Consider the following 13,208-nt stretch of genomic DNA (forward strand, 5'->3'; position numbering starts at 1 on the left):
CCAGTACAATATTGTTGTCGCGATGTCGAGGAGGCATACCGATGAACCCCATCCGCTACCACGATGACGTCGAGGTCCCCGTCGAGAACGAGGCCGAGATCTCCCAGCGAATCGTCGAACGAATGGCCGCCACCCAGGCGGAGAACGCCGACCGTCACCGCCACGCCCACCGCGACGCGCACGCCAAGAGCCACGCGATCATCACCGGGCAACTCACCGTCCACGACGACCTGCCGCACGAGCTCGCGCAGGGCATCTTCGCCACCCCCGGCACCCACGAGGTCGTCGCCCGCCTCTCGTCGGCACCCGGCGACATCCACTCCGACGAGATCCCTGCCCCGCGGGGTTTCGCGCTCAAGATCATCGGCGTGGAGGGCGAGCGCCTGTCCCCCGACCTCGGTGGCGCCAACCAGGACTTCCTCATGGTGAACTTCCCGACGCTCGCGTTCGGCACCGTGACCAAGTACGAGGACATGCTCGACATCCTCGAGAAGAACGCGAGCAACCCGGCCGCCGCGCAGAAGGCGGTCTCCGCCGCCGCCCGGGGCATCGCCTCGATCACCGAGAAACTCGGTCGCACCCCCGGCGCGACCGTCCAGGGCCTCGCGAACGACTACTCCCACATGCTCGGTGAGACCTTCTACACCCAGGCCGCGATCCGTTACGGCGACCACGTCGCCAAGATGTCCCTCGCGCCGACCGGGGAGGTCGCCGAGCTCACCGGCGTCGACGTCGGCGACGACTTCGACGCGATGCGTACCGCGGTCGTCCGCCACTTCATGACCAAGGGCGCGACGTACGAGCTGCGGGCGCAGCTGTGCACCGACCTGAAGACCATGCCCGTCGAGGACGCCGCCGTGCTCTGGGACGAGGACGAGTCCCCGTTCCGCGTGGTCGCGACGGTCCGTTTCGACCCGCAGGACGTCGGCGGACCCGCCCGTCGGGTCGCCGGTGACGACCACCTCGCGTTCAACCCGTGGAACGGAGTCGAGGCCCATCGGCCCCTCGGGTCGATCATGCGCGTGCGCAAGCTCGCCTACGAGTCGTCCTCCGTGCAGCGTCACCACCTCAACGACGTGACGCGCCACGAGCCCGACGCCCTCACCGAGATCCCCACCTGAACTCCGAACCGGAGGAGAGAACCGTGACCGACCACTCCGACACGACGACCGGCGACCCCCGCATCGCACACGAGTCCAAGCTGGAGGAACTCCGCCGCCTCATCGGCGAGATCGCGGAGGACGCCCCGCAGATCGGTCGGATCGCCGCCGAGGCCATCCTCGCCGACCGCGAACCCGACCTCGAGGGCACGGCGCATTCCGCCGGCCGCGCGGGCATCCAGTCCGGCAACGTCTCCGAACTCACCGCCATCGCCGACCTCAAGCCCGGTGGCGCCAACCGCCTTCGCCGGATCTTCTCGCTCACCGGCGGCAACTTCGACGGAGCCCAGCGCGTCTCCACCCTGCACAACATGCGGTTCGTGTTCCTCGACGACGACACCCGCATCCTCTTCGCGACCGCCTACGACGGGGACTGGGACACCTACATCGACGACTTCGCGACGAAGATCCCCGAGCTCATGGACCTGTTGTTCGCCAACGTCGAGGGGTGGCCCGGTATCGACTCGCCCGACGTCAAGGACTACATCGCGAATCACCAGATCGATGCGGCCGGCTGGTTCGTCGCCAATCCGCAGGCCACCGTCGTCGACGTGCGCCGCTACCAGCGCACCGACAAGGCTCTGCAGACCTTCCTCGACCGCATGGCGGAGAACTCCGCCATGGACGCGACGACCCGCGAGGCGCTCACCGAGCTGACGAAGGCGCTGTCGACGCCCGAGGGAGTGGATTATTGATGGCGGGGCTGCTGCAGCACCTGCGCGAACGGTTCCGGCAGGAACGCGTCACGGTCGACCTCGAGGACATCCAGGCGCTCATCCTGCGCTCGCGCCCGGAACCGTACGTCGGCATCCACGCCGCGCTGCGCATCGACGAGGCGGAGGGTGGCCGCGCCCTGCTCGGCAAGCTCGTCGACCACGTGCCCTCGGCGAAAGACTGGACCGAGGAGCTGCACGCGTGGACCGGGGTCGCCCTCAGCCACGACGGCCTCACAGCACTCGGACTCCCCGAGGAGTCGCTCTCGAGCTTCCCCCTGCCGTTCCGTCAGGGGATGGCCGCGCGGGCGGAGCAGCTCCGCGACACCGGCGAGAACGCGCCGGAGACGTGGGAGGAGCTGTACCGCGGAGACGACTTCCACATCGCCGTGACGATCTACGCCGACGGTGAGGAGGCCCTCGAGGAGGCGAGGTCGAAGGCCCTCGGCGTCCTCGACGACACCCCCGGCGTCACCCTGTTGCGGTCGCACCCCTTCGGCGCCGACGAGGACGCCGAGAACCCGTTCGGGTTCCGTGACTCGATCAGCCAGCCCGTCGTCGCGGGTGCGGGCGTCGAGGCCCTCCCCGGGGAGGGTCCGGCGATCGCCGCGGGCGAGTTCATCCTCGGCGAGGACAGCGAAACCGGCGCGCCCGTCGCGATGCCGAGTCCTGACGTCCTCGGCCGCAACGGTTCGTTCGTGGTGTTCCGCAAGTACGACAGTCGCGTGGGCGCGTGGAACGACTTCCTGCGGGAGCACGGCGACAGCGTCGAGGCGCAGGACCGGCTCGGCGCGAAGATGGTCGGACGGTGGCGTTCCGGAGCGCCGCTCGAGCTGGCCCCCCAGGCCGACGATCCCGAGCTCGGCGCCGACCCGATGCGCAACAACGACTTCGACTACGACGACGACGCGACCGGGTTCGTGTGTCCGCACGCGGCCCACTCCCGTCGTCTCAATCCGCGCGGTTCAGAGCTCACCATCCTCTCGGACGAGAACATCCACCGGATCATCCGGCGCTCCTCGACGTTCGGCCCCAAGTGGACCCGCGACGTCACGGCGGCGGACGACGACGGATCGCGCGGCATCGTGTTCATCTTCATCAGCGCCCGCGCCTACGACACGGTGGAATTCCTCCAGCAGGAGTGGATCAACCGGGGCAACTTCATCGACCTCGGCACGGAACGAGACCCCGTCGTGGGCCTCCACGAAGAGCCGGGCGTGTTCACCATCCCCGCGGAGCCGGTGCGCCGCCGTGTCGACGGCGTGACGACGTTCAACCGCCTCCGCGGCGGGCAGAACATGTTCATGCCCTCCCTCACCGCCCTGCGCTGGATCGCCGACGCGGGCTGGGAGAGCTGACCAGGCCGGCGGATCGAGACCGGTGCTCGCCCGGTCGTCCGCACCGGCGATGAACGAGAGGCCCCCTCCCAACCCGGGAGGGGGCCTCTCGACTTGGAACGCCGTGGCTCTGGGGCCGTCCGCGCCCTCGGACCTCACGAGGGCGAGCACGCGCTCGACGCGCTCAGCCGTGTCGATGGCCCCCCTGCCCCCTTCCTCACCCCGCATGACGTCATCGATGACGTCATCCGGGGGGCGGGGGTCAGGTGGTCGCGAGTTCCAGGACCTGGGCGGCGACCTCGCGGGCGGCGGGGACGGCGGACTCGACGAAGGAGGTGCGGGTGCGGCGTTCGACGAGGTCCTCCACCGTGAGGGCGCCCTCCGCCAGCACGCCGAAGAGCATCTCCGCACCGGTGTAGGCGACGCCCTCGGCGACGGGGCCCGCGAACCGGGGGTACCGACGGCCCAACTCCGCGACACGACCGGCCTCGGTGCCGTAACGGCGCACGAGACGGGTCGGTTCCTCGAGACGGGCCAGCACCTCCCGCGGCGCCGCGCCCACGAGCGGGAGCGTCCTCGTCCGGCACTCCCGGTCCGTCCCGAGACGACGGCAGGCGGCGTCCACGGCGTCCTCGGCCATCGTGCGATAGGTCGTGAGCTTGCCCCCGGCGATCGTCAGGGGCCGGCCAGGTTCGTCGATGAGCAGGTGCCGTCGGGACACGTCGGCGGTCGCGCCCGCCTCGACGAGTGCGCGCTCCGCGCCCTCCGACAGATCCCCCGACGCGCCGTGCTCGCGCCTCTCCCCGAACCCGTGCCTCCCGATCCGCCTCTTCGTCCCTCCCGTCGACCCGCCCGACGGAGTCGGCAGCACCAACGGCCGCAGCCCGGCGAACCGGCCCACCACGTCCTGCCTGGTCAGGGGGCGCTCCAGCGCGCGGTTGATCGTGGCGAGGAGGAAGTCCTCGTCGGATTCCGGCACCGGCGGAGCGATGCCGTCGACCCCGGGAGCGGCGTCGTCGGTGAGGCCGACGAGCACGAGGCCGTCGCTCTGTGGCAGAGCGAACACGAACCGGCCGAAGTGACCCGGCACCGGCGCGGTGAACACGGCGCTGGGACACCCGAGCGCCTCGGCCCGCACGACCAGGTGGGATCCGCGGCTCGGCGAGATCCGCAACGACGGGTCGTGTTCACCGGCCCACACGCCGGTCGCCGAGACGACCGTGCCCCGAGCCTCGACGCTCTCGCCCGTCGTCTCGTCCGTGAGGGTGAGTCGGTCCTCACGCAGGTCGGTCGCGGCGCACCGGGTGAGGACGTCCGCGCCGTGCGCCGCGGCGGTGCGGGCCAGCGCGATCACGAGGCGGGCGTCGTCCTCGAGCTGACCGTCGGTGTAGTAGACGGCACCGCGCAAGGGCCCTACCCCCGGATCTTGGACACGGGGTGTGATTACGCAGCCGTCGGCAGCGTAGCGGTGTTGCCGGTCTCGTAGAGGACCGGCGGGACGTAGCGGCACCACGAATGGCGTCGCTTGGTGTTGTAGCGGACGAGCCACCTGAAGACCTGCCGGCGGCAGACCAGTTCGTTGCTCCAGCAGGCGGCGTCTTGGAGAACCTCGCGCTTCATGGTGGCGTTGAACGACTCGGCCAACGCGTTGTCCGCGCTGGACCCGACGGCGCCCATGGACTGGGTGACGCCGAGCTTGCGACAGAGCTTGGCGTAGTCCTTCGAGCAGTAGACCGACCCGTGGTCGCTGTGAAATACGCTGCCCTTGAGGGTGCCCCGGGTTGCGGCGGCGGCCTTCAACGCGTCCTCGACGAGCTCGGTACGCATGTGGTCAGCGATGGCCCACCCGACAAGCCGACGGCTGTAGCAGTCGATCACGGTCGCCAGGTAGAGGTTCGTGCCGTCGGCGATCGGCAGATAGGTGATGTCGCCGACGTAGCGCAGCCCTGGCGCCGGGGCGGTGAAGTCGCGCTTGAGCAGGTCGGGGTACTTCTGGCCAGACGGTTCGGGGATCGTGGTCCGCACCCGCCGCTTCTTCACATAGCCCCGGATTCCTTGCAGCCGCATCACCCTGGCGACGCGCTTGTGGTTTACCCGCTCACCGGCAGGCGCGCTGTCGTTGAGCTCGGCGGTGATCCGTGGCGCACCCTGGGTGTTGTCCTCGGCATGGACAGCCCTGATCCGCTCTGCCAGCGCCGCGTCGTCAGCTGCCCTGGCTTCTCGGGCCGGGGCAGCCTTGAGCCAGACGTAGTAGGACGAGCGCTCGATCTCGACGAGCTCACACAGTCGCTTCACCTCGAAGGTGGCGGAGTTGTCGGCGACGAACTGGAAGCGACTCACCAGCCCGTCTCCCCAGCGAAATACTTGGCCGCCCGCTGGAGGATCTCCCGCTCGGTGGTCAGCTTCGTCGTCTCGACCTCGAGCTCGTTGACCCGGGCCTCGAGCCGGGCGATCTTCTGCTCAGGCGTCTCACCGGCGGGACCCGTAGGGCTTGTCGGCGACGGCTTGGACTGCAGTGGGCTGGAGGTCAATGTCCCGTCAGCGGCGGTCTTCTTGCCGGTCCCGTAGACCTCGAGCCAGTGCCGCAGCGTGCCGCGCACGATGCCGAGATCCTCGGCGATGCCGCGGACCGTGGCGCCCGGGGTGGACTCGTACAAGTCGACGGCCTGACGACGGAACTCCTCGGAGTAGTTCTTCCTGGCCATGATTCCTGGATCATCTCGCTTCCCCAGCAGGTGCTGGATTCAGCGTGTCCAAGAACCGGGGTCAAGCCCCGTGGACACCATCGCGAACTTCGCCCGCCGCATCCTCGCCGCGGGTGGGGACCTGGGCGGCCAGCGCCCGACCACGATCAAGGAGGCGCCCTACCTGGGGCGCGGCATCGCCAATGGAGGGCTGATCCCGCGGGACGCGTTCGTCACGGCCACACGGTTCGAGGACTGGCTGGGCTGATCGCCGGTGCCAGGTCGGGGTGGTTGATCTTCCTCAGGGCTCGCAACGACGTTCCGGGGAACTCAAGCGCCCAGGTCAAGAATGTCCTCCACCTCGGCCAGCGAGTAGGTGCGTTCTCGGCCGTTGCGCACATTCTGTGCGGTTTGCAGGATCTCGTAGTCGCGGACCAGCTGGTCGGTGTGTGTTTCCACGGCCTCGCGCAGGTAGTAGGACTTCGAGCGCCCGGTGCGGGCCGCCAAGCGCTCCAGCTTGGCCCCAATTTCGTCGGACAGATTCACGGACGCGGTCACGGTCATGGCGTCATCCCCCTTTCAGGGGTGGATTGACTACAGGTAGTCAGTTTCACCCGCCGTCAGGATGGCGGCAAGGGGTGGTGCGCACCATCGCACGGGCGCTCGACCCCGAAGAACCGGCGCAGGGCCTCCGTGCCCTCGCAGGTCACCGGTGTCTCCGGGCGCACGTACGTCCCCGGGGTGACGACGACGCGCTGCTCCTCCACGCCCACGCCGCCGTCGCGGGTGTTCTGGGCAATGCGGGCCCTGCCGTTGTCCGTGTAGCCGGTCTTGCGGCTCACTGCGGCGGAGGCGTGGTTGCCCACCACGTACTCCGAGTGGCACGCGAGGGCGTCCAACTCGTCGAACGCGAACTCCACGGCCATCTGGCGCATGAGAGTGCCCATGCCCTGCCCGTGGTGCGCGCGCCCGAGCCACGAGCCCGAACTGACCGCGCGTGCCACGGGGAAATCCCGCGCCGTGAGGTCCTGCACCCCCACCAGCTCGCCCCGGGACCGGACGGCCAGCGCCAGGTTCCAGTGCTGCGGTGCGAACGTGGAGCGCTGAGTCCACCACCAGGACAGCGATGTGGTCGGGAAGCCGTCGGGTGTCCCCGGCGCGAACGGTTCCTCGTGCCAGGCGCGTAGAAACGGCATGGGCAGACCCGCCACGGAGATCCCGCCCTGGACGAGTTCCACCAGCTCCGGGAAGTCCTCGTCCCGCAGCACGCGCAGCTCCAGGTCCCCGCACGTGATGCGCAGTCCGAACGGAGGAAAGATCTCCTCGAGTGTCAGCATGTCCACTCCTCTCACGGCATACGGGCGATCTGGGAGAGCGTCCGTCGCACTCTCCTCGCGAACTGGGGGCAACCGGCACGAGAGAATGCCTCGTCCAGCTGCACATGGTTTGCCCTGGCACCCCAGTAGCTCAGCTGTTTGCGCACCATGGGAATCAGACAGGCGGGGTGCGAAAGGTGTTCCCGGCGAAGGACGCGGACACCGCCCATGGGGCCGCACACCGCGAGCCGCTAATCTGCGAAAAATTCGACGTCGTTCTCAGCATCCAGCTCCCGCAGCTCCTGACATGCGGCACGCCGTGCCAGTTCGCGCTGCTGGCGCAGCTGAAGCACGTCAGCACGCCGGAACCGCGCATGGGATCCGACCTTGAACGATTCGATCTGCCCCTCCCGGGCCCACCGCAGGAGTGTGGGGCGGGAGACGCCCAGGAGATTGGCGGCCACGGTGCTCGTCAGCTCCTCGGGCGTCTGGGCGATGTTCACCGAGCCGTGTTCCGCGATGGCGGACAGGGCGCGGAGAAGTGTTCTCTGCACCTCCGCCGGGAGAGCCACGTCGTTGCCTGCAGCATCGCGAAGAACCAGGCTTGCGCCGTGCTGTGCCGGGGCCTGCGCCTCCCGCACGGTCTGTGCTGAGATGTTGATCCGTTCAACCGTGGTCGTCATCGGGTGCTCCTGGAGCGCAGTAGTCGCTGCTCGTTCAGTGACACCGCAACGCATTTCCACTTATAAATGAACGACCGGTGGTCTCACCCCTCCAGGTCCAGCAGTTTCAACGCCTCCTCGCGCATCTCCACCTTGCGGACCTTGCCGGTCACGGTCATGGGGAACTCCTCCACCACGTGCACGTAGCGGGGGATCTTGTGGCGGGAGATCTTCCCGTCCGCGAACTCCAGGATGGCCTCGGCGGTGAGGGCGGGAGCGCCGTCGCGCAGCCGCAGCCACACCATGAGCTCCTCGCCGTACTTCTCGCTGGGCACGCCGATCACCTGGGCATCGACGACGTCCGGGTGGGTGTAGAGGAACTCCTCCACCTCGCGCGGGTAGATGTTCTCCCCGCCGCGGATCACCATGTCCTTGATGCGCCCGGTGATCTGCGCGTAGCCGTCCTCGTCCATCACGGCGATGTCCCCGGTGTGCAGCCACCCCTCCGGGTCGATGGCCTCGCGGGTCTTCTCCTCCTGGCCCCAGTAGCCCTTCATCACCGAGTAGCCGCGGGTGCAGAACTCGCCGGCCTGCCCGCGGGGCACGGTATCGCCCGTGGAGGGGTCCACGATCTTGACCTCCACGTGCGGGTGCACCCGCCCCACGGTGCCCACGCGGCGGTCCAGGGAGTCGTCGGAGCGGGTCTGGAAGCTCACGGGGGAGGTCTCGGTCATGCCGTAGCAGATGGCCACCTCGCTCATGTGCATCTCGGAGATGACCTTGCGCATGACCTCCATGGGGCACGGGGACCCCGCCATCACCCCGGTGCGCAGGGTGGAGAGGTCGTAGTCCCCGAAGTCCGGCAGCTCCAGCTCCGCGATGAACATGGTGGGCACCCCGTACAGGCTGGTCGCCCTCTCCTGGGCGACGGCGCGCAGCGCGGCCCGCGGGTCGAAGCCCGGCCCGGAGAGGATGATCGCGCAGCCGTGGCTGGTGGCGGCCAGGTTGCCGATCACCATCCCGAAGCAGTGGTACAGCGGCGGGACCACCACGATCCGGTCCTCGGCGGTGTAGTGCAGCAGCTCGCCGATGAAGTACCCGTTGTTGAGGATGTTCCGGTGGCTGAGCGTGGCTCCCTTGGGTCGCCCGGTGGTGCCGGACGTGTACTGGATGTTCACGGCGTCGTCGGCGTGCAGACCGGCGGCGACCGAGGCGAGCCGGGCGTCGTCTGGCTCCACGAACAGGGCGTCCCACTCGGGGCTGCCCATGAGCACCACGTTCTGCAGCTCCGGGGCGTGGGGGCGGGCGGCCTCCAGCATCCCCGCGTAGTCGCTGTTCTTGAATGCGGGGCTGCTGATGACCGTGGAGATCCCGGCCTGCGCGAGCGCGAAGTCCACCTCGTGCTGGCGGTAGGACGGGTTGATGTTGACCAGGATGGCGCCGAGCTCAGCGGACGCGTACTGCGTGAGCACCCACTCCCACGAGTTGGGCCCCCAGATCCCCACCCGGTCACCCGCGCGCACGCCCAGCCGGTCCAGCCCCGTGGCCAGGGACCGGACGTCTCGCAGGAACTCGCGGTAGGTCCACCGTTTCCCGGCGGCCACGTCCACGAGGGCCTCGTGGTCTGGGAAGCGCTCGGCGGTGCGGTGCAGGTTCTCGCCGATGGTCTCCTCCAGCAGCGGCTGATCGGTGGGCCCGGCGGCGTAGGACGGCGTGGGGTCGGTCATCGGTGTCTCCTTGGTCGGGTGCCGGGAGGGTCAGCAGGGGCCGCGGCCGGCGGGTGGCTCGAGGTGGGGTGGTGTGCTCAGTTCGCGGCCGCGATGTGGTGGCCCACCGTGGCCTTGAGGATCTCGTCCGTGCCGCCGAAGATCGTGAGCAGCCGCACGGCCGTGTACGCCTGCGCCACGGAGGACTCCAGGATGTAGCCGAACCCGCCGTGCAGCTGCAGGCAGCGGTCCACCAGGTCCTTCACGGTGCCGGTGGCCTGCAGCTTGACCTTCGACGCCGCGATGAGATCCAGCTGACCGCGGTTGAACAGCTCCACGCAGTGCGCCACGTACGCCTGCGAGGCCTCCAGCTGCGCGGTCAGCTCCGCGAGCTCGAACTGCGTGTTCTGGAAGTCCAGGACGCGCTCGCCGAACACGTTGCGGCTGGAGACGAACTCCGTGGTCTCGGCCAGCACGCCCTCGGCGATGGCCATGGCGGCCACGGCCACGCCCAGCCGCCCCTGCGGCAGCTGCTCGGTGACCTGGTCCAGCCCCTTGCCCTCCTCGCCCACGAGGTTGGCGGCGGGCACCCGGACGTCGTCGAAGAACAGCTCGGCGGTGTCCGAGGCCTGCAGGCCCATCTTGTCCAGCTGCTTGCCCGTGGTGTAGCCCTCGTGGTCCTTCTTCTCCACGAGGAACAGGCTGAAGCTGTCCCGGTTCCCGCGCGGGGAGGTGCCGCCGTCCGTGCGGGCAAGGACCAGGGCGGCGTCGCCGGAGATGCCGTTGCCGATGAACGTCTTCTGGCCGTTGAGCACGTACTCGTCGCCGTCGCGCACGGCCTTGGTGCGCACCCCGCGCAGGTCGGATCCCGCGCCGGGCTCGGTGAAGGCGACGCTCGTGACCATCTCCCCGCCCAGGATCGCGGGCAGCCAGCGCTGCTTCTGCTCGTCCGTGCCGTACGCGAGCAGGTGCGGCAGCACCCAGTCGTCCTGCAGGTGGAACGCGAGCCCCAGGGCCAGGTGGCCCGAGCGCACGAACTCCTCGTCCATCACGCAGCGGAAGCGGTAGTCGGCGAGCCCCATGCCCTCGTGGTCCTCCGGGACGGCCAGCCCGAGCAGCCCGGCCTCCGCGGCCTGGTTCCAGATGCCACGGTCCATCATGTGCTCGGCGTGCCACTGCGCGTAGTGCGGGGCCACCTCGCGCTCGTTGAACTCGCGGGCCACCGAGCGGAACTCCTCGTGCTCTTCGTCGTAGAAGCCGTGGATCATGGGGTCACCTTTCACTGGGAACGGGTTCGGCGGAGATGCCCAGCGCGAGCCGGGACATCTCCTTGAGGACCGCGCTGACCTGGGCGTCCGGGCTCTCGGTCCGGGCGCGGGAGTACGCGGTGGAGTTGATCAGGCCGATCACGGCGAACGCGCGCGTGGTCTGGTCCTGGAGGGAGCGACCGGGCTCCAGGGCGAGCAGCACGTGGCGCCACTCGGCCAGGTAGAGCCGCTGGATCTCCCGCACGGTGCGACGGTTGTGCTGCTCCAGGGACCCGAAGTCGCGTTCGTGCACGCGGATCAGAGCGGCGTCCGCGAGGGCGAAGTCCACGTGGAAGGAGATCAGCTCCGCCAGCGCCCGGGATGTGTCCCCGTGCTCGGCGCGGATCGCGCGCCCGCCGTCCAGCAGGCGCTGGGAGATCCCCACGAGCAGCTCGCACAGGATCTCCTGCTTGCTCTCGAAGTGCCGGTACACCCCGGGCCCGGAGATCCCGGCGCGCTCGCCGATGCTCTGCAGGGTCACCGCCTGGTAGCCGTGGCGCGCGAAAAGCTGCGCGGCGGCGTCGAGAATCCTGCGACGACGCTCGCTCTTGGCCTGCTCGCGGGGCGTCACGACCACGCAACCTCCTTCGGGTGCCGTGCCCACCCCCGGACCTGTGCGGACGCTGGGCGGTGGGGCGTGGACAACGGTGATGCGCATCACTATAGTCCACCTTAGTTATCGAGCATTAACTGAATTTTCCGAAGGGACGACATGGCTTTCCTCACGAGCGAGCTGGATCGCAGTTCCGCCGCGTTCCGCACGAACAGCGAGACCAGTGCGCGGCTGCGGGACGAGCTGCGTGAGCGCACGGCGCGGGCCGCCCTGGGCGGTCCCGAGAAGAGCCGTGAGCGCCACCGCTCCCGCGGCAAGCTGCTGCCGCGCGAGCGCGTGGCCCGGCTGCTGGACGAGGGCTCGCCGTTCCTGGAGATCGGTGCCCTGGCCGCGGAGGACATGTACGACGGCGCGTGCCCGGGTGCCGGGGTCATCGCCGGGATCGGGATGGTCCGGGGCCGCCTCGTGGTGGTGGTGTGCAACGACGCCACCGTGAAGGGCGGCGCCTACTACCCCGTGACGGTCAAGAAGCACCTGCGGGCGCAGGAGATCGCCGCGGAGAACAAGCTGCCGTGCGTGTACCTGGTGGACTCCGGCGGGGCGTTCCTGCCCCTTCAGGACGAGGTGTTCCCGGACCGGGACCACTTCGGGCGGATCTTCTACAACCAGGCGAACCTCTCCGCCCGCGGCATCCCGCAGATCTCCGCCGTGCTGGGCTCGTGCACCGCGGGCGGCGCGTACGTGCCCGCAATGAGCGACGAGACCGTGATCGTGCGCAACCAGGGCACCATCTTCCTGGGCGGCCCGCCCCTGGTGAAGGCGGCCATCGGGGAGGAAGTCACCCCGGAGGAGCTGGGCGGCGGCGAGCTGCACACCCTCACCTCCGGCGTGACCGACCACCTCGCGGAGAACGACGAGCACGCCCTGGAGATCGTCCGGGACATCGTGGCCACCCTGCCCGAGCAGAAGACCGTGGCGTGGGACGTGGTTGCCGCCCGGGAGCCAGACCTGAGCGTGGCGGACCTGGACGGGATCATCCCCGCGGACGTCAACGGCTCCTACGACGTGCGGGAGGTCATCGGGCGGATCGTGGACGGCAGCGAGTTCCACGAGTTCAAGAAGGACTACGGCACCACGCTGGTCACGGGCTTTGCGCACATCGACGGCCACCCCGTGGGGATCGTGGCGAACAACGGCATCCTCTTCTCCGAGGCCGCGCTCAAGGGCGCGCACTTCATCGAGCTGTGCGACCAGCGCGGCGTGCCCCTGGTGTTCCTGCAGAACATCACCGGCTTCATGGTGGGCCGGGACGCGGAGGCCGGTGGCATTGCCAAGAACGGCGCCAAGATGGTCACCGCGGTGGCCTCCACCCGGGTTCCCAAGTTCACGGTGGTGGTGGGCGGCTCCTTCGGCGCCGGCAACTACTCCATGTGCGGGCGCGCGTACTCCCCGCGGTTCCTGTTCATGTGGCCCAACGCCCGGATCTCCGTGATGGGCGGTCCGCAGGCGGCGTCGGTGCTGTCCACGGTCAAGAAGGACCAGCTGGCGGCGCGCGGCGAGCAGATGGACCCGGAGGAGCAGGAGCGCTTCGAAGCCCCCATCCGTGAGCAGTTCGAGTCCCAGAGCAACCCGTACTACTCCACGGCCCGGCTGTGGGACGACGGTGTGATCGAGCCCGCGGACACCCGCCGCGTCCTGGCCATGGCGCTGGCCGCGGCGTCCCTGCAACCCCTTCCCGACCCGGGCTTCGGCCTCTTCCGGATGTAGGAG

The 13,208-nt window shown here is 69.3% G+C and carries 13 protein-coding genes; 5 read left to right on the plus strand and 8 right to left on the minus strand.

Annotated elements, in window-relative coordinates; translation table 11 throughout:
* The first annotated feature begins 41 nt into the window (after positions 1–41).
* From AABM36_RS02595 to AABM36_RS02605, 3 genes are all read left to right on the plus strand, one after another.
* Entirely contained in the window at positions 42–1,121 is a 1,080-nt protein-coding gene (locus AABM36_RS02595) for a catalase family protein (protein WP_019310331.1), read from the plus strand.
* An 80-nt stretch (positions 1,122–1,201) separates the two neighbouring features.
* Entirely contained in the window at positions 1,202–1,855 is a 654-nt protein-coding gene (locus AABM36_RS02600) for a hypothetical protein (RefSeq protein ID WP_267866079.1), read from the plus strand.
* The gene (locus AABM36_RS02605) at positions 1,855–3,231 is read left to right on the plus strand and encodes a Dyp-type peroxidase (RefSeq protein ID WP_019310329.1); all 1,377 of its coding nucleotides are present in this window, start codon (positions 1,855–1,857) and stop codon (positions 3,229–3,231) included. The genes AABM36_RS02600 and AABM36_RS02605 overlap by 1 nt, the downstream gene beginning before the upstream one ends.
* 241 nt (positions 3,232–3,472) lie before the next feature.
* On the opposite strand, the gene AABM36_RS02610 is transcribed toward AABM36_RS02605, so the two are convergent.
* Together AABM36_RS02610 and AABM36_RS02615 are read right to left on the minus strand one after the other, a co-directional pair.
* A complete protein-coding gene (locus AABM36_RS02610) occupies positions 3,473–4,618 on the minus strand; it encodes a glycerol-3-phosphate dehydrogenase/oxidase (protein ID WP_019310328.1) in 1,146 nt (381 codons plus the stop codon).
* A 35-nt stretch (positions 4,619–4,653) separates the two neighbouring features.
* Positions 4,654–5,915 (minus strand): IS3 family transposase gene (locus AABM36_RS02615; RefSeq protein ID WP_100205721.1). Its coding sequence is split into 2 segments (ribosomal slippage): positions 4,654–5,564 and positions 5,564–5,915, totalling 1,263 coding nucleotides; the frame shifts between segments, so codons are not numbered across the junction.
* 70 nt (positions 5,916–5,985) lie between these two features.
* Here AABM36_RS02615 and AABM36_RS02620 point away from each other — a divergent pair.
* Positions 5,986–6,162 (plus strand): hypothetical protein, encoded by a 177-nt coding sequence (locus tag AABM36_RS02620; RefSeq protein WP_019310325.1) that lies wholly within the window; start codon positions 5,986–5,988, stop codon positions 6,160–6,162.
* A 62-nt stretch (positions 6,163–6,224) separates the two neighbouring features.
* Here the strand turns inward: AABM36_RS02620 and relB are convergent, their stop codons facing one another.
* The 6 genes from relB to AABM36_RS02650 all read right to left on the minus strand — a co-directional run bounded on the left by relB (position 6,225) and on the right by AABM36_RS02650 (position 11,462).
* Positions 6,225–6,458 (minus strand): type II toxin-antitoxin system RelB family antitoxin, encoded by a 234-nt coding sequence (relB, locus tag AABM36_RS02625; protein WP_019310324.1) that lies wholly within the window; start codon positions 6,456–6,458, stop codon positions 6,225–6,227.
* 56 nt (positions 6,459–6,514) lie between these two features.
* Complete coding sequence (locus AABM36_RS02630) at positions 6,515–7,231, minus strand: GNAT family N-acetyltransferase (protein WP_019310323.1); 717 nt, start codon at positions 7,229–7,231, stop codon at positions 6,515–6,517.
* A gap of 230 nt (positions 7,232–7,461) precedes the next feature.
* Positions 7,462–7,893, minus strand: coding sequence for a helix-turn-helix domain-containing protein (locus AABM36_RS02635; RefSeq protein WP_019310322.1), 432 nt, complete (start codon positions 7,891–7,893; stop codon positions 7,462–7,464).
* A gap of 83 nt (positions 7,894–7,976) precedes the next feature.
* Positions 7,977–9,599, minus strand: coding sequence for an AMP-binding protein (locus AABM36_RS02640; protein ID WP_019310321.1), 1,623 nt, complete (start codon positions 9,597–9,599; stop codon positions 7,977–7,979).
* A gap of 77 nt (positions 9,600–9,676) precedes the next feature.
* On the minus strand, positions 9,677–10,846 hold the full coding sequence (locus AABM36_RS02645; RefSeq protein WP_019310320.1) for an acyl-CoA dehydrogenase family protein: 1,170 nt from the start codon (positions 10,844–10,846) through the stop codon (positions 9,677–9,679).
* 4 nt (positions 10,847–10,850) lie between these two features.
* Positions 10,851–11,462: a TetR/AcrR family transcriptional regulator gene (locus tag AABM36_RS02650; RefSeq protein ID WP_019310319.1), complete on the minus strand. Its 612-nt coding sequence runs from the start codon at positions 11,460–11,462 to the stop codon at positions 10,851–10,853.
* 135 nt (positions 11,463–11,597) lie between these two features.
* On the opposite strand from AABM36_RS02650, the gene AABM36_RS02655 reads away from it, so the two are divergent.
* Positions 11,598–13,205 (plus strand): carboxyl transferase domain-containing protein, encoded by a 1,608-nt coding sequence (locus AABM36_RS02655; protein ID WP_029603299.1) that lies wholly within the window; start codon positions 11,598–11,600, stop codon positions 13,203–13,205.
* Positions 13,206–13,208: the final 3 nt, after the last annotated feature.

It is taken from the genome of Kocuria sp. KSNUG (assembly GCF_049532735.1).
Classification (GTDB): domain Bacteria; phylum Actinomycetota; class Actinomycetes; order Actinomycetales; family Micrococcaceae; genus Kocuria; species Kocuria rhizophila.